The organism is Streptomyces cinnabarinus, from assembly GCF_027270315.1.
Lineage (GTDB): Bacteria > Actinomycetota > Actinomycetes > Streptomycetales > Streptomycetaceae > Streptomyces > Streptomyces cinnabarinus.
The window spans coordinates 5,944,842-5,963,973 of the sequence record NZ_CP114413.1 but is presented as its reverse complement, the minus strand read 5'-3'; the positions used below and the strand labels follow the sequence as shown (position 1 = coordinate 5,963,973).

The following is a 19,132-nucleotide window of genomic DNA, read 5'->3' as shown; positions in this document are numbered from 1 at the left end:
TGAGGGGACGGTGCCGTCTGATGTCGCAAGGTCCTAAAGTGAGCAGAGAGCCGGTGGTGACGCCTGTGCGCGTCATCATCGCCCTCTGTCTGTTCGCGCCCTTCGTGGCGATGCTGTGGGTGGGTTCGTATGCGAAGGCCGACCCGGCCTTCATCGGCATCCCGTTCTTCTACTGGTACCAGATGGCGTGGGTGCTGATCTCGACCGTGCTGACGATGGTCGCGTACCAGCTGTGGCAGCGTGACCAGCGCGCCCGCGCCGCCGCGAAGGGCGGTGCGGCCGAATGAACGACGGCGTGAACGGCGTGGCACTCGCCGTCTTCATCTTCTTCTTCCTGGCCGTCACGGTCATGGGCTTCCTGGCCGCCCGCTGGCGCAAGGCCGAGAACGAGCACAGCCTCGACGAATGGGGCCTGGGCGGACGGTCGTTCGGCACCTGGGTCACCTGGTTCCTGCTCGGCGGTGACCTGTACACGGCCTACACCTTCGTGGCCGTCCCGGCGGCGATCTACGCGGCCGGCGCGGCGGGCTTCTTCGCGGTGCCGTACACGATCCTCGTCTACCCGCTGATCTTCACCTTCCTGCCCCGGCTGTGGTCGGTGTCCCACAAGCACGGGTACGTGACGACCTCCGACTTCGTGCGCGGCCGGTTCGGCTCCAAGGGCCTGTCGCTGGCGGTCGCGGTGACCGGCATCCTCGCGACCATGCCGTACATCGCGCTCCAACTCGTCGGCATCCAGGCGGTGCTGGACGTGATGGGCGTCGGTGGCGGGGAGAACACCAACTGGTTCATCAAGGACCTCCCGCTGCTGATCGCGTTCGGTGTGCTGGCGGCGTACACCTACTCGTCCGGCCTCCGGGCCCCCGCGCTGATCGCCTTCGTCAAGGACACGCTGATCTACCTGGTGATCGCGGTGGCGATCATCTACATCCCGATCAAGCTGGGCGGGTTCGACGAGATCTTCGCCGGCGCGGGCGAGAAGTTCACCACCACCGGCGTGGGCGGCCTGGTGCCGCCGGAGGCCGGCCAGTGGACGTACGCCACGCTGGCGTTGGGCTCGGCGCTCGCGCTGTTCATGTACCCGCACTCCATCACGGCGACGCTGTCGTCGAAGAGCCGTGACGTGATCCGCCGCAACACCACGATCCTGCCGCTGTACTCGCTGATGCTCGGTCTGCTCGCGCTGCTCGGCTTCATGGCGATCGCGGCCGGAGTGAAGGTGGAGAACGGCCAGTTGGCGATCCCGCAGCTGTTCGAGAACATGTTCCCGGACTGGTTCGCGGGCGTGGCCTTCGCGGCGATCGGCATCGGCGCCCTGGTGCCGGCGGCGATCATGTCGATCGCGGCGGCGAACCTCTTCACCCGCAACATCTACAAGGACTTCATCAGGCCGGACGCGACTCCGGCGCAGGAGACCAAGGTCTCCAAGCTGGTGTCCCTGCTGGTGAAGGTGGGCGCGCTGGCCTTCGTCCTGACCATGGACAAGACGGTCGCCATCAACTTCCAGCTCCTGGGCGGCATCTGGATCCTGCAGACCTTCCCGGCGCTGGTGGGCGGCCTGTTCACCCGCTGGTTCCACCGCTGGGCCCTGCTGGCCGGCTGGGCGGTCGGCATGATCTACGGCACGGTGGCGGCGTACGGTGTGGCCTCCCCGACCCAGAAGCACTTCGGCGGCTCCTCCAAGGAGATCCCCGGCATCGGCGAGATCGGCTACATCGGGCTGACGGCCTTCGTCCTGAACCTCGTGGTGACGGTGGTCCTGACCTTCGTTCTGCGCGCCGCGAAGGCCCCGGACGGCGTCGACGAGACCAGCCCCGAGGACTACACGGCGGACGCGGGCGACCCCGGCGTACAGAAGGATCTGACGCCGGTCCACTGAGGCACAGGCAGGGAAGCGGGCCGCCGAAGAGCAACACCAACGGCGGCCCGCTTTCATGCAATTACACCCAGCGACACAACATCTGGGGGTGGCGAAGCAGGCGAGCACAAGATGTATGCTCATGCTCGCTGCCGCCGCAGGGGAATCCGGTGTGAATCCGGAACTGTCCCGCAACGGTGTACTTATGCGTGTTCGCGCACGTATGGGAGTCAGTCCGAGGACCTGCCGACAGCGCACCCGGCCGTTCGGCCGTGGTGCCCGACGTCCGGGCCTCGTGGAATGGGCCGGTGGACGCGACGCCCCGTGCGCTCGTGAGCTGCCCCCTGCCCGCAAGGCCCCGTGCCGAGCGAGGGAGAGCCCCCACGTGACCATCGCGCCAGCCGACCCGGTTTCCGCCGCCCCGGTGGAGACCGACGGTCCCGGTACCGCGCTGCTGCGGACCCTGACCGAGCTGACCGCCGACCTCCCCGACGCCGACCCCGGCCGGGTCGCCGCCGCCGCGCTGCGCGGCCGGTCCGCCCACGCGGACGAGGCGGAGTTGCGCGAGCTGGCCACCGAGGCCGCCGCCGGGCTCATCTCCGAGGACCCCGCCTACAGCAGGCTGGCCGCCCGGCTGCTGACGATCTCCATCGCCGCCGAGGCCGCCTCGCAGGGCGTCGTCTCCTTCACCGAGTCCGTCGCGGTCGGGCACCGGGAGGGGCTCATCGCCGACCGGACCGCCGAGTTCGTGCGGATCCACGGCGAGCGCCTCGACGCCCTCGTCGACTCCGGCGCCGACGACCGCTTCGGGTACTTCGGGCTGCGCACCCTGCACAGCCGGTACCTGCTGCGGCACCCCATCACGCGCCGGGTCGTGGAGACCCCGCAGCACTTCATGCTCCGCGTCGCCGCCGGTCTCGCCGAGGACGACACCACTCGGGCACTGGACGAAGTCGCCGCGCTCTACGGGCTCATGAGCCGCCTCGACTACCTCCCCTCCTCGCCCACGCTCTTCAACTCCGGCACCCGGCACCCCCAGATGTCGTCCTGCTACCTCCTCGACTCCCCGAACGACGAGCTGGACTCCATCTACGACCGCTACCACCAGGTCGCCCGGCTCTCCAAGCACGCCGGCGGCATCGGTCTTTCCTACTCCCGGATCCGCTCCCGGGGTTCACTGATCCGCGGCACCAACGGGCACTCCAACGGCATCGTCCCGTTCCTCAAGACGCTCGACGCCTCCGTCGCCGCCGTGAACCAGGGCGGACGCCGCAAGGGCGCGGCCGCGGTCTACCTGGAGACCTGGCACTCCGACATCGAGGAGTTCCTGGAGCTGCGGGACAACACCGGTGAGGACGCCCGCCGGACGCACAACCTGAACCTCGCGCACTGGATCCCGGACGAGTTCATGCGCCGGGTGAACGAGGACGCCCAGTGGTCGCTGTTCTCCCCCGCCGACGTGCCCGAGCTGGTCGACCTGTGGGGCGAGGAGTTCGACGCCGCGTATCGCAGGGCCGAGGCCGCGGGGCTCGCCCGCAGGACCATCGCCGCCCGTGATCTGTACGGCCGGATGATGCGCACCCTGGCGCAGACCGGCAACGGCTGGATGACCTTCAAGGACGCCGCCAACCGCACCGCCAACCAGACGGCCCTGCCGGGCCATGTCGTCCACTCCTCCAACCTCTGCACGGAGATCCTGGAGGTCACCGACGACGGGGAGACGGCGGTCTGCAACCTGGGGTCGGTGAACCTGGGGGCGTTCGTCGACACGGCGACCGGCGACATCGACTGGGAGCGGCTCGACGCCACCGTCCGTACCGCCGTCACCTTCCTCGACCGGGTCGTCGACATCAACTTCTACCCGACCGAGCAGGCGGGCCGTTCCAACGCCAAGTGGCGGCCGGTGGGCCTGGGCGCGATGGGCCTCCAGGACGTCCTCTTCCAGCTGCGGCTGCCGTTCGACTCCGCCGAGGCCAAGGCGCTCTCCACCCGGATCGCCGAGCGCATCATGCTCGCCGCCTACGAGGCCTCCGCCGACCTCGCCGAGCGCAACGGCCCGCTCCCGGCCTGGGAGAAGACCCGTACCGCGCGGGGCGTGCTGCACCCCGACCACTACGACGCCGAACTCACCTGGCCGGAGCGGTGGGCGGCGCTGCGCGGCCGTATCGCCGGGACCGGGATGCGCAACTCGCTGCTGCTCGCGATCGCGCCGACGGCCACCATCGCCTCCATCGCGGGCGTCTACGAGTGCATCGAGCCGCAGGTGTCCAACCTGTTCAAGCGCGAGACGCTGTCGGGTGAGTTCCTCCAGGTCAACTCCTACCTGGTGAAGGACCTCAAGGAGCTGGGCGTCTGGGACGCCCGCACCCGTGAGGCGCTGCGCGAGGCGAACGGCTCGGTGCAGGACTTCGTGTGGATCCCGGAGGACGTGCGGCGGCTCTACCGCACGGCGTGGGAGATCCCGCAGCGCGGCCTGATCGACATGGCCGCCGCCCGGACGCCGTTCCTGGACCAGTCCCAGTCGCTGAACCTGTTCCTGGAGACGCCGACCATCGGCAAGCTCTCCTCGATGTACGCCTACGCCTGGAAGTCCGGGCTGAAGACGACGTACTACCTGCGCTCGCGCCCGGCGACCCGCATCGCCCGCGCCGCCCAGGCGACGCTCCCCGTCCAGCAGTCCGCGGACGCCGTCGCCTGCTCCCTGGAAAACCCCGAGTCCTGCGAGGCCTGCCAGTAATGTCCAGCGACACCAAGAACCTGCTCGACCCGGGCTTCGAGCTGACCCTGCGCCCCATGCGCTACCCCGACTTCTACGAGCGCTACCGGGACGCCATCAAGAACACCTGGACCGTGGAGGAGGTCGACCTCCACTCGGACGTGGCCGATCTCGCCAAGCTGACGCCCGCCGAGCAGCACCTCATCGGCCGGCTGGTCGCCTTCTTCGCGACCGGTGACTCGATCGTCGCGAACAACCTGGTGCTGACGCTGTACAAGCACATCAACTCCCCCGAGGCGCGGCTGTATCTGTCCCGACAGCTCTTCGAGGAGGCCGTGCACGTCCAGTTCTATCTGACGCTGCTCGACACCTACCTGCCCGACCCGGAGGACAGGGCGGCGGCCTTCGACGCCGTCGAGAACATCCCCTCCATCCGCGAGAAGGCCGGGTTCTGCTTCAAGTGGATCAACGAGGTCGAGAAGCTGGACCGCCTGGAGTCCCAGGCCGACCGCCGCCGCTTCCTGCTCAACCTGATCTGCTTCGCCGCGTGCATCGAGGGCCTGTTCTTCTACGGCGCCTTCGCGTACGTCTACTGGTTCCGCAGCCGGGGTCTGCTGCACGGTCTGGCCACCGGCACCAACTGGGTGTTCCGTGACGAGACGATGCACATGAGCTTCGCCTTCGACGTCGTGGACACGGTCCGCAAGGAGGAGCCGGAGCTCTTCGACGACCAGCTCCGGCAGCAGGTCACCGACATGCTGCGGGAGGCCGTCGAGGCCGAGCTGCAGTTCGCGCGCGACCTGTGCGGTGACGGCCTCCCGGGCATGAACACCGACTCCATGCGGCAGTACCTGGAGTGCGTCGCCGACCAGCGGCTGACCCGGCTCGGCTTCGCTCCGGTGTACGGCTCGGAGAACCCCTTCTCCTTCATGGAGTTGCAGGGGGTTCAGGAGCTCACCAACTTCTTCGAGCGGCGTCCTTCGGCGTACCAGGTCGCGGTGGAGGGCACGGTCGACCTCGACGAGGACTTCTGAGTCGGGCGGGCCGCCCGCAGCTGGCGGTCGATCCGGCGCTCGTGGACCAGGCCCATGAGCGCCGGGGCGGCGAGGAGGAGGAAGAGAACGGTCACGGTCAGAGTTCCGAGGAGTGCGTCCATGCGGTAATCGTCGTACGCCGAGGACACTCCTGACAGTGGCAGGACTGCCGTACAGCATCGAATTACTGCCATAGACGTGGCAGACTGGGCTCCATGCTGAAGAACGTGGCTGTCGCCCTGCTCGACGGTGCGCATCCCTTCGAACTCGGGGTCGTCTGCGAGGTCTTCGGACTCGACCGCAGTGACGAGGGGCTTCCGGTGTACGACTTCGCGGTCGTCTCGGCGGAGGGCCCGGACCTCGCCACGCACGTCCCGGGGTTCACGGTGTCCACGCCGTACGGCCTGGACCGGCTCGACGAGGCCGATCTGATCGCGGTGCCGGCGGGCAGCGACTACATCGGCCGGGACTATCCGCCCGCGCTGCTGGACGCCCTGGTGCGGGCCGTCGACCGCGGGGCCCGGGTGCTCAGCGTCTGTTCCGGCGTCTTCGTGCTGGGCGCCGCGGGACTGCTGGACGGGCGGCGCTGCGCGGTGCACTGGAAGCAGGCCGAGGAGCTGGCCCGGCGCTTCCCGCGCGCGGTCGTCGAGCCCGATGTGCTGTACGTGGACGAGGACCCGGTGATCACCTCGGCGGGCACGGCCGCCGGGATCGACGCCTGTCTGCACCTGGTGCGCAAGGAGCAGGGCACGGAGGTCGCCAACGCCATCGCCCGGCGCATGGTGGTACCGCCGCACCGGGACGGCGGGCAGGCGCAGTACATCGACCGCCCGCTGCCCCGCTCCCAGTGCGACACGGTCGGCGATGTCCTGACCTGGATGGAGCGGCATCTCGACGAGGAGGTCACCGTCGAGCAGCTCGCCGACCTCGCGCATATGTCCCCGCGCACCTTCGCCCGCCGTTTCCAGCAGGAGACCGGCACCACGCCGTACCGCTGGATCCTGCGCCAACGGGTACTGCTGGCCCAGCAGTTGCTGGAGACGACGGACGAGACGGTGGACGCGGTGGCGGGCCGCACCGGGTTCGGTACGGCCGCCGCGCTGCGCCACCAGTTCGTACGTGCGCTGGGGATCGGCCCGAACGCCTACCGGCGTACCTTCCGGGGCCCGGAAGCGGCCTGAGCCGTCACCGGGGCACCGGCCTGAGCAGCAGGTCGTGCGGACGGAGCGTGATGCCCACCCGGGTGGCGTCGTTGGATCCGGACACCTGCTCGAAGCGGTACTTCGTGGCCACCGCCGCCGTGATCAGCGTCAGCTGAGCCATGGAGAAGTGGTCGCTCGGGCACTTGCGGTTGCCCACACTGAAGGGGCTCATGGCGTATTTCGGCACGTCCTTCACGCGTTCCGGAAGCCAGCGGTCGGGATCGAACCGGAGGTTGTCGGCGTACGAGTTCGGGTCCCGCTGGATCGCATACGGGCTGTATACGATGTCAGCGCCTGCCGGAATGCGATACCCGCCGAGCTCGGTGTCGGTCACCGCCCGGCGCGTCAATATCCAGACGGCCGGGCGCAAACGCATGGCCTCGACGACGACATTGTTGGTGTGCCGGAGCTTCCGGACGTCCTCGAATGCGACGGGCCGGCCACCGGTGACGGATTCGACCTCCGCGGCGACCCGGTCGGCGTGCTCCGGATGTTCCGTCAGCACTTGCAGCAGCCACATGATCGTGGACGCCACGGTTTCGCTTCCCGGGGTGAGTATCGCGACCACCTGGTCGTGGATCTCCTGTTCCCCGATCGGCTCGCCATTCTCGTCCTTCGCCTCCAGCAATGCCGTCAGCAAATCGTCCGGCCTTTGACCAGATGCCCGCCGCTCGGCGACGATCTCGTCGACCAGCGCATGCAAATCGGCCAGGGCCCGGTTGAATTTGCGGTTGGGCGGAAGCGGCAGCCGGTAGAGCGGTCCGGCCGGTATCACCATCCTGCGGTACATACCACGGAAGACGGTGGCAAGAGCAACGCACAACCGCTCGGCGCGCTCGTCCATGCAGTCGCCGCGCAGCAGACAGCGGGCGGCGATCCGGACGGCCACCCGGAACGACTCCGAGGTGCAGTCGACCGTCTCGCCGGGCCGCCAGCGCACGGTCAGCGCGTGCGCCTCCTCCTCCATGATCGGCCCGTACGCGGGGATGGCGTCGAGCCGGAACGCGGGCTGGATGGTGCGTCGCTGGCGCCGGTGCCGGGTGCCGTTCGCGGTGGCCACACCCTCCTTGCCGAGCAGGGCTTCGAGGGACTCCCAGAGCGGCCCGTCGATCTTGAAGTCCGGAGACAGGGCCAGCGCGCCGGTGAGGTCCGGCGTGGTGACCGCGTACACCGTCTTCGGTCCCAGCTTCAGCCGGACCACGTCGCCGTGCTCCCGCAGGGCGGCCATGAAGGAGAGCGGATCGCGCACCAGCTTCCAGCCGTGCCCGAGCAGCGGAACACCACCGCCCGCCACGGGCGGCTCACGCAGCTCGGATTCCGCATATATCTGCGTTTCGGGCCTCACAGACTCGACGGTCATTTCTCACCTGCCGCTTCGTTGTTGACGTACGGGGGCGTGGACCGGTCGTCCCAGTTGTCGACCATGTACCGGCCGGACTCGTGGTGGAACCAGTAGACGGTGCTGAACCAGTTCCGCATATTGCAGACACAGGCCCGTACGGCGGCACTCATTTCCTTTCCCCGCAGGGTGCCGTCGGCGAGATCGTCGGCGAACCGAAGGGCGGCCCGTTCGGCGACCTGGAATTCGGATATGCATTCCGTGACACGGTGCCTTACTTCCATCACGGATTCTTCCAGGGTCAGCCCCTCATGTTTGATGAGACTGATTCCGAGATTGTGGACCTCATCGCCCGCTATTTCCTTGGGCAGCGAGCAGAGATCGTTGTACCAGGCGGCGAATTCCTGGCTCAGCAACGCCGCCCGCCGATATGCCGGGTGTTTCCGCACCGAGTCCGGTAGTTCACGTCCGGCGCTCGGCTCCAGCAGGTCGGTCCAGATCCAGTGGGCGAAGGTGAGACGACGCAGGGCGAGGTATTCCTCGACGGTGGGGATGACACCATTGGTGCGGTTGTGGAATTCCCGGTCGTAGGCCTCGATCACCGCGTGGAAGTGCCGGGCGAACCGGGCGTTCCAGCTCGGCGGCAGGAACGAGTACAGCCGCGTCATACTCTCCGCGAACCCGGCCACCAGCGGATCCTCGTGATGCAGGTGGTCCTCGGGAGAGGCGAGGGCCGCATGCAACCGGAACCTCAACCGCCGCCAAGCGGACGGGCGGCGGTGCACGATGTCACGGTCGTGCCGGTCGTCCCAGACGAAGAACCACGCGCTGTAGTCCGCAATCGCCTGCAGTACCTCGTCGGGGGCGCCAATGTAGTACCCCGCCATGAGGTCGGTGTAGCAAAGGCCATCGGCATATTCCTCCACCTTGTCCGCCGGCATGAGGCGTTTTTCCAGCAGCCAGGTGCGTGTCTTCTCCTGAAGCCTGGGCCAATATGGATGAAGGTGCCTGGGAAACGCCGTCTCGATCACCGGGAGACACAGCGATGGTGGGACCGCGACCGCAGTCGGCGTCGATGTGGTGCTGTGTGAGAAAGCATGCACGAACAAACCCCTCTCAGCCGCCAGTTGCGCACACCCCTCCCGCCGTGCCGGGCGTGCGCCGTTGCGTATCCCCGCACTTCCCATTCAGCACTACAACTGACCGATCTGGGAACGGATTTGCTCCATTCACTACCCCACCGTGCCGAGAATCTCCCCTTGTGTGACTGATTATGGATCAGTAGATAGGCACATGGGCTCGAACATACGACGCACAGACGAACGGCGCCTGGTCAAGAAGGGAGGTTCCTGAACAGACGCCGTGCGCATGGGGCTTGAGGGAAGTCAGTCGTTTGCCACCACCGGGTAGCGCGGCTCGTTCTCGGCCATCTGCCGCAGCGCATCCTTGCGCTCCCGCTTGGAGAGCCGGTCGATGTAGAGATAGCCGTACAGATGATCCGTCTCGTGCTGCAAACAGCGCGCGAAGTAGCCGGTGCCCCGGAGCTTGATCGGGTTGCCCTTCTCGTCCTGGCCGGTTACCTCGGCGTAGTCGGGCCGGGCGAGCGGCGCGTACGCGGTCGGCACCGACAGGCAGCCCTCGTTGCTGTCGTCCAGCCGGCGCTTCTCGGCGGGCAGGTCGACGAGCTTGGGGTTGCAGACGACACCGACGTGCCGATCGCCCTGGTCGTCCTGGCAGTCGTAGACGAAGACCTTCAGGTCGACGCCGATCTGGTTCGCGGCCAGGCCCACGCCCTCGGCGGTGCGCTGGCTGGCGAACATGTCCGCGACCAGCTGGTCCAGCTCGGGGCCGAACTCGGTGACGTCCTTGCACTCCTTGTGGAGCACCGGGTTGCCGACCACGGTGATCGGCCGTGAGGTCCCCCGCTCACGCCAGGCGTTCTCGCGCTCCTCGGTCTCCTCGGTGTCGATGACGAAGCCCTCGTCGTCCACGGGAAGCACGCCCGCGTGCTGCTGATCGGTGTCCTGCTGCGCCATGACCGACGTATGCCTTCCTAAACAAAAACAGGGGTTTGCTGCGGATACAGGGTAAGGGGAGCGCCCCGCCAGGGGCGCGGGGAACTGCGCGACCAGCCACAACGAGCCCTCAGCCGAAGAACGACCTCAGCAGACCTCTTCCAAGTCCCGCCAGTCCCGGGAGTCAGGGGAATCCGCGACCCACCCGTCCAGCAACCCCCGCACCAGCGAAGCCGGCGCAGCCACTCCGCATTCCCGCTCCGGCACCCACAACTGCCCGTCCGTCCGGTGCCCCAGCGGCCCGGGATGCCCCGGCTCACTGTGGTCGTGCGGATCCAGATGCTCCCCGTCGCCTTCATCGGACGGCATCCGGGACTCGGAACACGTCCGGCACAGCAACCGCACCGACGAAGACCAGTCCTCCGCCGCGAAACCCGCGTCCGCCGCGAGCTGCTCCAGCGCGTCCCGGTCCGCCTCGGTCGCCGCCTCCAGCAGCACCACCCAGGTCGGCACCGGCGACGGCGCCCACAGCTCGATCTCGTCGAAGACGGGGTACGCGTGCCCCGCCGTGGTGGTCCGCTCGCCGTGCGGGACCCCGTCGTGCAGCACGACCTCGCCCCAGCGCCGCCCGGACGACGGCAGCGGAATGGACAGCACCTCGATCCGCGCGGGATCCAGCCGCCGCCCCCACACCACCTCGGCCTCGCCCTCGGGGGACAGCCGTACGGCCGCGCTGCCGAGGTCCATGCCGACCGGCTCGCCGGAGTCGGTGGCACCGCCCGGCACCCGCAGCCCGTAGGCCTGCCAGGCCCGCCGGGCCAGCGGCCAGTCCTGGAGGGCGGTGGCCGCGATACCAACGTTCCACCAGTCGGGCGCCCCGGTCTCCCGGTCGAGCAGCGCCACGGCCCTGAGGCCCGCCGCCCGCGCCTGCTCCCAGTCGTGCCGGAACTTGTGCAGCAGGGCGAGGTTGAACCAGGACTCGGACAGCCAGGGCTCCAGATCGGCGGCACGTGTCAGCAGCGCGCCCGCGTCCTCGTACCGGCCATCGCCGATGAGCGTGAACGCGCGGTCGGTGGCCTGCCGCCAGGAGGCGGAGGGCCGGTGCCGTCCCTTGCCGAAGATCCTCACGATTCCCGCCTGCCAGTTCCGTGGAGTGGGCCGGCTGTGCCCCCGGACAGCCTCCTGGAGACCCTCTCCCTTCGCATCCAACCACGGACCGCTGGAGAGGCGCTCATTACCCATGGGTTACCCCACCCGACCCAAGGTCAGACAGTCTCTTGACAACACCCGGGCCAGGGCTTCCACGACCTCCGGCGCGTACTCCCCCGCGGTGCCCAGTCTCAGCTCCTCCAGCGCCTTCAGCGGCCCGCCGGGACCCGCTCCCTGCGCCTTCTCCTCGTAGGCGTTCACCGCCCGCACGATCCGGGCGGCCAGTGGCTGTTCCCGGCACGGGTCGGCCTGCCGCTCCACCACCACCGCGACCGAGCCGTCGACCCCGGTCTGCCGGACGACGGCGCCGCCGAGGAGGGCTATCCGGCGCTGCTCGGCGACGGGCAGCCCGGCGGTCGCCCCGGCCGGGACCGGGTCGATCAGGCTGAGCTGTCCGATGTCGTGCATCAGGGCGGCGTACTCCAGCACGGTCAGCTCGGCCCCGGACAGGCCGAGGTCCCGGCCGACGGCGAGGCTCAGCGCGGCGACCCGGCGGGCGTGCCCGGCCGGGGTGTACCCGGCGACCTCGGTGGCGCGGGCCAGGGAGGCGATGGTCTGCCGGTAGGTGGCGCGGACGGCGGCGTAGCGGCGGAAGGAGAGCTGGGTGAGGAGCAGCGGCAGACAGAACACGGGCAGCGCCCACAGGCCGACGACGGCCACCGCGAGCGCCATCACCGCGCCGGTCGCGCAGACGGCCGAGCCGATCCCGAGCAGCGCCCGCAGCTCGTCCCGGAGCAGCGGTCCGAACGGCCAGCCGGTCCTGGAATGGGCCAGCACGGCGGTGAGCACCGCGTCGCACAGGGCGGTGAGGGCGAGCAGCGCGACGATCAGCAGGGCGTAGGCGGCGCCGCTCCACTCGTCGAACGCGCCCCGGTTGTACAGGGGTTGGAAGCAGGCGGCGGCGAAGCCGACGGTGAGCACCCGGCGGGCCGGCAGGTCGGGCTCGGGGCTGCGCCCGCGGGCGATGTGCGGGACGGCACCGAGGAGGGTGGCGGTGAGGACGATGGTGACGGTCTGGAACACGCCGTGGTGGGTGGGCTGCCCCGCGTCCTCGCCCAGCAGGGCGTAGGCCAGGGCGCCCGCCGCCGCGAGCGGGGCGGGCTCGCGGACCTCGGGGCCGGTCCACCGGGTGAGTTCACCGACGGTGATCAGCAGTCCGAAGGCGAGCGCGACGGGACGTTCCTCCAGACCGAGCCAGAGGGTGCCGACCAGACTGACGGCGGCCAGCAGGGCGGCCGAGGCATGGATCAGGACCAGGATCCAGCCGGGCCGGGAGGCGCTCATCGACGCGCTCCCGGGCGGTCGGCGACGGGGCCCCCGGGTGCCGGGACGCGCCCCTCGCCCGCGGTGACCTCGGGACACCACCCGGACCGCTGGATCACCCGGTCCAGCGCCGCCACCATCCGCGGATCGAACTGTGTCCCCGCGCACCGCCGGAGCTCCTCCAGCGCCACGTCGACGGGCCGCGCCCGCCGGTAGGACCGGGTGGACGTCATCGCGTCGAAGGCGTCCGCGACGGCGACGACCCGCGCGGACTCCGGGATCTGTCCGCCCACCAGTCCGTACGGATACCCGCTGCCGTCCAGCCGCTCATGGTGGTGCAGTACGGCGGCCCTGGCCTCGCCGAGGAAGGAGATGCCCCGCACCATCTCGTGCCCGTACTCCGGATGCAGCTCGATGACCCGCCGTTCCTCGGGGGTGAGCGGCCCGTCCTTGCGCAACAGCCGGGTGGGCACGCCGAGTTTGCCGACGTCGTGCAGGATCCCGGCGAACCGCAGCACCTCCACGCGCTCGGTGTCCAGGCCCAGTTCGCGGGCGATCAGCATCGAGGCGTGGCCGACGCGCTCGCTGTGTCCGCGGGTGTAGCCGTCCTTGATGTCGACGGCCTGCACCAGCGCCCTGATGGTCGCCTGGTGGGCCGCCCGCTCCCGGTGGTACTGCGCGAACACCCACCAGGAGACGCCCATCGGCAGCAGCACGAGCAGCGCGGCGACCGGGCCGTACGGGCTGCGCCACAGGACGGCCATCATCAGTCCGGCGAGGCCGTGCACGGCGGTCGGGGCGAGCGAGCGGGCGAACAGCCCGCGCCAGGCCCGGCGGACGGGCACCCGCTCGGCGAGGGCGAGGATGCCGCCGTCGAGGAGGGTGAGCACCCCGCAGAACGTCAGGACCGCGGCCCCGGCGGGCAGCAGCGCGTAGGGGAAGTCCGAGGCGACGACCGCGTCCCGGCCGTCCAGCGCCCAGTGCACCCGGGCGGCGGCCCAGACGGCGAGCGCGAGCTGCGCGGCCCGCCAGATCCGGCGCAGCGCCGCGCCCTGGGAGAGCAGCGCGCCCGGTACCGCGATCAGCGCCGCGGCGGGCGGGGCCAGCAGGAAGGCACCGGCCAGCAGGACCGGGTGGAAGGTGCCGGCGAAACGCCGGCGGGCGATCTGCTCGCAGCCGGCGTACAGCGCGGCCAGGAGGGCGAGGGCCCACCAGGGCGCACGGGTGGCCGGCAGCGGCAGCAGACAGAGCAGGGCACCGAGGGCGACGCAGGCCACGTACACACGCGCCCGCGCGGGAGTCCCCTCCATGTGCCCCTCCCCTGACCATGCCTGTCCAGGCTTCGGAGCCTAGGTCGGCCAGGGGGGAGGATGCGGGCTTATCACCCGCCGATTAGCACGTTCGAGTGACGACCGGTCGTTCCCGGGGCGGGAGTTCAGGACTCCTGCGGGGTGACGGTGACGTCGTGCTCGGGGACGGCCTGCCCGGAGCGGATCAGATCGAGCCGCCCCAGGACCTTCGAGCGCAGGTCGGTCGGGACGTCGTCATGTCCGCAGCACCGCTTGACCAGCTTCTTCACGGCCTCTTCGAGTCCGTACTTCTCCAGGCACGGCGAGCACTCCTGGAAGTGCTGCTTGAACTTGTCGCGGTCGATGTCCGGCATCTCACTGTCGAGGAACTCGTACAGATGGTCCAGGACCTCACTGCAGTCCGTCTCGTGCGGCTCTCCGCAGCTCATGAGCCCGAGCCTTTCGCTTCGTTCGACTCTCCGGCGCCCGCCGGGACCAGCCCGCGCTCACGGGCGTAGTCCTCCAGCATGCCGCGCAGTTGACGGCGGCCCCGGTGCAGCCGGGACATCACCGTACCGATGGGTGTCCCCATGATGTCCGCGATCTCCTTGTACGCAAAGCCCTCGACGTCCGCGAGATAGACGGCGATGCGGAATTCCTCGGGGATCGCCTGGAGGGCTTCCTTCACGTCCGAGTCGGGCAGGTGGTCGAGCGCCTGCGACTCGGCGGAGCGCAGACCGGTCGACATGTGCGACTCGGCGCGCGCGAGCTGCCAGTCCTCGATCTCCTCGGCCGCGGAGCGCTGGGGTTCACGCTGCTTCTTGCGGTAGGAGTTGATGAAGGTGTTGGTGAGGATCCGGTACAGCCAGGCCTTCAGGTTGGTGCCCTCGCGGAACTGGTGGAAGGACGCGTACGCCTTGGCGTACGTCTCCTGCACCAGGTCCTCGGCGTCGGCCGGGTTGCGCGTCATGCGCAGGGCGGCCGAATACATCTGGTCGAGGAATTCCAGCGCGTCCCGCTCGAAGCGCGCGGTGCGCTCGGCGGTCGTCTCCGCGGGGGTCGTCTCCGCGGACGTGCCGGTGCCCTGGCCCTCGGGCAGCTCCGCCTGGCCGTTGTCGGTCCCTGCGTCGGTACCGGTGACCGGACCCACCTCCTCAAGATTCCGGGCAGCACCGAAGCCGGTGTCGCCAGAATCGGAGGATAGACGAACCTCCGGTCCGCCCGCCGCTCGAATAGGAGCGGTCTTGGCCGCGTGCAGCACCGTCCAGTCCAGCTCGGTGCGGCTGCTGCGGGCCGGGCAGAAGGTCGAACCCATGCGGCGGACTTCCTCTCCTACGACGTCGGTGCTGGTGGCCAGCGCCTCTGTCCGCCTCAACAGTGGTCCGGTGCGCAACATTCCCGAAGCTTTACCTGCGTGACGTGGTCCACTTCACTACGGCATCGGTGATCAGGGCCAACGCCTGCGCCTGGGTGATGTCGGCGCGCTTGGGGACGGCGAAGCCGTGGTCGCCGTGCGGAACCTCGACCAGGTCGTAGGAGCCGTCCGGGAACTCCTCGGGCTTTCCGAAGGGGTCGTTGCCGCCCTGGGCGACGAGGGTGGGCACCCCGGCGCCGAGCAGCTCCTGCGCGCGGGACTTCTCGGGCTTGCCCGGCGGGTGCAGCGGGAAGCTGAGGGCGAGGACGGCGTGGGCGCCGAGCTCCGTGGCGGTACGGCAGGCGACGCGGGCGCCGGCGCTGCGGCCGCCGGAGATCACCGGCAGGCCGGGCGCGGCCAGTGCCGGCCACACGCCCCGCCAGCCGACGTCCAGGGTCTTCGGAGCGGGGGCGACCTTCTTGCCGGCCACCCGCCAGGGCTGCTCGACGAGGGCGACGGTCACACCGTGCTCGGGCAGGACCTGGGCGAGTGCCTTCAGGTCGCGGGCCTCGATGCCGCCGCCCGCGCCGTGGCTGACGGCCAGCACGAGGCGTGCCTTGCCGGCCGGGTGCCAGGTGATACGGGCGTCGCCCGCGTCCGTGCTGATGGTCTCGGTGCTCACAACAGACTCGCTCGTCACATCAGAAGAGTGTGCCCTCCTCGGGCCCCTCCAGCTCCTTCAGCAGCTCCGGGCCGTTGTTGCGGACGTTGCTGACGGCGGTGGTCACCGGGTAGGCGCGCAGCAGTCCGGCGGGCGGCGGGGCGAGCAGCTCGCGGAGGTCGTCGGGGTCGGTGCGGGCGGGGTCCAGCCAGGAGTCCCAGTGGTCCGGGGTGAGCATCAGCGGCATCCGGGGGTGGATGTCGGCGAGGGTGCGCGGCCCGTCGGCCGGGGACACGGCGAGCGGGGTGGCCTCCGCCTCGGTGGTGATCACGGAACAGGTCACCCACCACGCCTGCGGATGGTCGTCGGGCAGGGTCTTGTCCCGCCAGAACTCGTACAGCCCGGCCATCGCGAACACGGAGCCGTCGGCGGGCAGCACGAAGTACGGCTGCTTGCGCGGGCGCTTCTTCCTGCCCTCGACCTCCAGTTCCCGCTCGGCGGTGCCGGTGACCCACTCGTAGTAGCCATCGGCGGGCAGGATGCAGCGGCGGGTGGTGAAGGCGCGGCGGTAGGACGGCTTCTCGTGGACGGTCTCGGCGCGGGCGTTGATCATCCGGGCGCCGCCCTCGGGCGTCTTGGACCAGGACGGGACGAGTCCCCATTTGAGCCTGCGCAGCTGGCGGACCGGCCGCTTGTCGTCGGTGTCCTTCAGGGCACGGTCCAGAACCGCGTAGACCTCTTTGGTGGGCGCGACGTTGTAGTCGGGCTCCAGGGTCTCCTCGGGCTCCCACTTCTCGATCTCGAAGATCCCGGCCAGGTCCTCGGGTTTACGACTCGACGCGTACCGTCCGCACATCTTCACCACCCTACATTTCACCCTCACGGCTGAAGCCGGGACAGCGGAAACGGCCACCCGGGACCGGGTACCCCTCACTTCCCCCGGGCATATGCCCTGGTCGATCGCTCAGAACCCGAAACAGAACCGGCAAACATCGGCAACTGGTGCAAAGTTCTATTACTTCTCTCTTTCCATATCTGTTGCTAAGTTTTTCAACGCTTCGGACCCTATTTCCCCCCATTCAGCGCAACAGCGCCAGGAAGGATCCGTATGGGCACCATCGACACGATCAAGGACTTCTACGGTGACGTCGCCGACGACTGGAAGAAGGCCTGGGACGACCTGCTCGACCGCGACGATGACGACGATCTGCCCTTCGGACTGCCGGCGGGCGCGTTAGCCGCCGTGCCCGGGGACACGCTGCGCACGATCGCGGCCATGTCCCTGCTCCAGGACGACGACAAGAAGAACAAGAGCAAGAACAAGAACCTCGCGGCCCTCGCGCTGCTCTCCGGAGCGGGTGCGGGAGTCGGGGCCGCAGTCCCAGCCGCGTCCAGCGCCCCGCTCGCGGCCGTCGGCACCCCCCTCGCCGCCGCCGGTGACATGGCACAGCAACTGGCCGCACTCCCCCAGCAGCTCCAGCAACTGACCGAGGTGGTCGGCCTGTTGACGGAGGCCCTGAAGGCGGTCGAGCCACTGCTCGGCGCCGCCGGTGCCGTCGGCGGGGCCGTCGGAGCGGTCACCAGAAGCGCGGCGGGCAAGAAGGCCTGACCGAGGCCGAAAGGACCCCTGCTCATGGCCCCGCGCACGGGCAGCCGGCTGCGGACGGTGGCCGCCGTACTGCGGCAGGTCGTCGGCGAGACCCGGTCGGCCCCGCCGTCCGACGGCCCGGACGACCGGGAGCGGCGGCGGGCCCGGGCCGTGCGCGGCGCCCTGGAGAGCCTCGGCCCCTTCTACGTGAAGATCGGTCAGATGCTCTCCACCCGGCCGGACATGGTCTCCCCGATCATGATCGAGGAGCTCCAGAACCTGCACGACGAGGTGGACGTCCAGCCCTTCTCCGAGCTGGAGCCGGTGCTGGAGCGGAACCTCGGGCCGGACTGGAAGCGGCGCTTCGACGACATCGACGTCGAGCGTCCGCTGGGCGCGGCCTCCCTCGCGCAGGTGCACCGGGTCACCCTGGCCGACGGCCGGCCCGGGGTGATCAAGGTGCAGCGGCCCGGGATCCGGGACACGGTCCTGACCGACATGGCGCTGCTGCGCAAGGCCGCGCGGCTGATCGCCCGGGCCGCGCCGCGGTTCAGCGCGGTCGTCGACGTGGAGGCGATGCTCGGGGGCGTCTTCGACGCCATGGAACCCGAGCTGGACTTCACCAAGGAGGCGGCGAACATGGACCGGGCGCGCGAGGCCCTGCGCGGCTTCGAGCGGCTGTCCGTGCCGCACGTCCTCGCCGCCACCGAGGGCGTCCTGGTGCAGTCCATGGCGCCCGGCGTCTCCGTGCGCAAGGCGGACCCGGCCGCCCTGCGCGACCGCGACCGGCTGGCCGTCAGCCGTGAGCTGATCGCGTTCATGTACCGCAGCTACTTCATCGAGCGCGTCTATCACGCCGATCCGCACGCCGGGAACGTCTTCGTCACCGGCGACGGCGAGGCCACGCTGATCGACTGGGGCATGATCGGCCGGATCGACCAGCGGACCAGCATGCGACTGCTGCTGGTGCTGATGGCCGTCGCCCAGAACGACGGGCACGGCCTGGCCAAGGCCTGGGTGGAGATGGGCCGCACCACACCGTGGTCGGACATCCCGGGGTTCTCCCAGGACATGGCGGCGCTGGTGCCGAAGGTCGCGACGGCCTCCCTGGATGAGCTGAACTTCGGCATCACGCTCACCAGCGTGCTGGAGAAGTCCACCCGCAGGGGCATCGCCTCCTGTCCGGCGGTCTCCCTGCTCGGCAAGTCCTTCGCCAACCTGGAGGGCTCGGTGCGCTGTCTGGCGCCCGAGCTCGCGCTGGTCGACGTCTTCCAGCGCGAGGTCCCCCGGATCGTCCTGCACATGGTGCGCGAGGCCGGCTCCCCGCAGGCGTCGGCCCGGCGGCTGCTGGAGGCCACGCTCACCCAGGCCGGGGCCTCCGAACAGCTCCGGGCCCTGAACGACGACATCGCCGACCGCGCTCTGCGTGTGCAGTTCAGCGAGGTCGTACCGACCCGGTCCCAGGGCGGCCGGTCCGGCCCGCACACGGCGCTCGCCCTCGGCGCCCTCGCCCTCTATCTGGACCACCGGCGGCGCAAGGCGTGATCCCGCGCCCGCGCGCACGCCGTACACCTCATCCGTCCCCGCGTGTGACGTGTCCCGTC

17 protein-coding genes and 1 riboswitch are annotated in these 19,132 nt (G+C 69.7%); of the genes, 7 read left to right on the top strand and 10 right to left on the bottom strand.

Going from position 1 to position 19,132, the window contains the following annotated elements:
* The first annotated feature begins 20 nt into the window (after positions 1-20).
* From STRCI_RS27085 to STRCI_RS27065, 5 genes are all read left to right on the top strand, one after another.
* The gene (locus STRCI_RS27085) at positions 21-287 is read left to right on the top strand and encodes a DUF3311 domain-containing protein (RefSeq protein ID WP_269661576.1); all 267 of its coding nucleotides are present in this window, start codon (positions 21-23) and stop codon (positions 285-287) included.
* Complete coding sequence (gene mctP, locus STRCI_RS27080; RefSeq protein WP_269661575.1) at positions 284-1,879, top strand: monocarboxylate uptake permease MctP; 1,596 nt, start codon at positions 284-286, stop codon at positions 1,877-1,879. The genes STRCI_RS27085 and mctP overlap by 4 nt, the downstream gene beginning before the upstream one ends.
* Before the next feature lie 105 nt (positions 1,880-1,984).
* Positions 1,985-2,123: riboswitch (cobalamin riboswitch) on the top strand.
* Between the two features lie 120 nt (positions 2,124-2,243).
* Positions 2,244-4,595, top strand: coding sequence for a ribonucleoside-diphosphate reductase subunit alpha (locus tag STRCI_RS27075; protein ID WP_269661574.1), 2,352 nt, complete (start codon positions 2,244-2,246; stop codon positions 4,593-4,595).
* The gene (locus STRCI_RS27070; RefSeq protein WP_269661573.1) at positions 4,595-5,608 is read left to right on the top strand and encodes a ribonucleotide-diphosphate reductase subunit beta; all 1,014 of its coding nucleotides are present in this window, start codon (positions 4,595-4,597) and stop codon (positions 5,606-5,608) included. The genes STRCI_RS27075 and STRCI_RS27070 overlap by 1 nt, the downstream gene beginning before the upstream one ends.
* Before the next feature lie 215 nt (positions 5,609-5,823).
* On the top strand, positions 5,824-6,789 hold the full coding sequence (locus tag STRCI_RS27065; RefSeq protein ID WP_269661572.1) for a GlxA family transcriptional regulator: 966 nt from the start codon (positions 5,824-5,826) through the stop codon (positions 6,787-6,789).
* A gap of 4 nt (positions 6,790-6,793) precedes the next feature.
* Here the strand turns inward: STRCI_RS27065 and STRCI_RS27060 are convergent, their stop codons facing one another.
* From STRCI_RS27060 to STRCI_RS27015, 10 genes are all read right to left on the bottom strand, one after another.
* Positions 6,794-8,170 carry a bifunctional albaflavenone monooxygenase/terpene synthase gene (locus tag STRCI_RS27060; RefSeq protein ID WP_269661571.1) on the bottom strand — a complete coding sequence of 459 codons (1,377 nt, stop codon included), beginning with the start codon at positions 8,168-8,170 and terminating at the stop codon, positions 6,794-6,796.
* Positions 8,167-9,252: an epi-isozizaene synthase gene (gene cyc1, locus STRCI_RS27055; RefSeq protein WP_269661570.1), complete on the bottom strand. Its 1,086-nt coding sequence runs from the start codon at positions 9,250-9,252 to the stop codon at positions 8,167-8,169. Before cyc1 ends, STRCI_RS27060 begins: the two co-directional genes overlap by 4 nt.
* 282 nt (positions 9,253-9,534) lie before the next feature.
* Positions 9,535-10,185, bottom strand: coding sequence for a peptide deformylase (def, locus tag STRCI_RS27050; RefSeq protein WP_269661569.1), 651 nt, complete (start codon positions 10,183-10,185; stop codon positions 9,535-9,537).
* Positions 10,186-10,311: 126 nt separating this feature from the next.
* Positions 10,312-11,292 (bottom strand): tetratricopeptide repeat protein, encoded by a 981-nt coding sequence (locus tag STRCI_RS27045; protein WP_269661568.1) that lies wholly within the window; start codon positions 11,290-11,292, stop codon positions 10,312-10,314.
* 117 nt (positions 11,293-11,409) lie between these two features.
* The gene (locus STRCI_RS27040; RefSeq protein WP_269661567.1) at positions 11,410-12,657 is read right to left on the bottom strand and encodes an HD-GYP domain-containing protein; all 1,248 of its coding nucleotides are present in this window, start codon (positions 12,655-12,657) and stop codon (positions 11,410-11,412) included.
* Positions 12,654-13,946, bottom strand: coding sequence for an HD-GYP domain-containing protein (locus tag STRCI_RS27035; protein WP_269661566.1), 1,293 nt, complete (start codon positions 13,944-13,946; stop codon positions 12,654-12,656). The genes STRCI_RS27040 and STRCI_RS27035 overlap by 4 nt, the downstream gene beginning before the upstream one ends.
* 125 nt (positions 13,947-14,071) lie before the next feature.
* Positions 14,072-14,374, bottom strand: coding sequence for a mycothiol system anti-sigma-R factor (gene rsrA / locus STRCI_RS27030; RefSeq protein ID WP_269661565.1), 303 nt, complete (start codon positions 14,372-14,374; stop codon positions 14,072-14,074).
* Positions 14,371-15,075 (bottom strand): sigma-70 family RNA polymerase sigma factor, encoded by a 705-nt coding sequence (locus STRCI_RS27025; protein ID WP_269664656.1) that lies wholly within the window; start codon positions 15,073-15,075, stop codon positions 14,371-14,373. The genes rsrA and STRCI_RS27025 overlap by 4 nt, the downstream gene beginning before the upstream one ends.
* Before the next feature lie 256 nt (positions 15,076-15,331).
* Complete coding sequence (locus tag STRCI_RS27020; RefSeq protein WP_269661564.1) at positions 15,332-15,961, bottom strand: alpha/beta hydrolase family protein; 630 nt, start codon at positions 15,959-15,961, stop codon at positions 15,332-15,334.
* A 19-nt stretch (positions 15,962-15,980) separates the two neighbouring features.
* Entirely contained in the window at positions 15,981-16,796 is an 816-nt protein-coding gene (locus STRCI_RS27015) for an SOS response-associated peptidase (protein WP_269661563.1), read from the bottom strand.
* A 252-nt stretch (positions 16,797-17,048) separates the two neighbouring features.
* Here STRCI_RS27015 and STRCI_RS27010 point away from each other — a divergent pair, with 252 nt between their 5' ends.
* Together STRCI_RS27010 and STRCI_RS27005 are read left to right on the top strand one after the other, a co-directional pair.
* A complete protein-coding gene (locus tag STRCI_RS27010; protein WP_269661562.1) occupies positions 17,049-17,549 on the top strand; it encodes a hypothetical protein in 501 nt (166 codons plus the stop codon).
* Between the two features lie 24 nt (positions 17,550-17,573).
* On the top strand, positions 17,574-19,073 hold the full coding sequence (locus tag STRCI_RS27005) for an ABC1 kinase family protein (protein WP_269661561.1): 1,500 nt from the start codon (positions 17,574-17,576) through the stop codon (positions 19,071-19,073).
* Positions 19,074-19,132 lie beyond the last annotated feature (59 nt).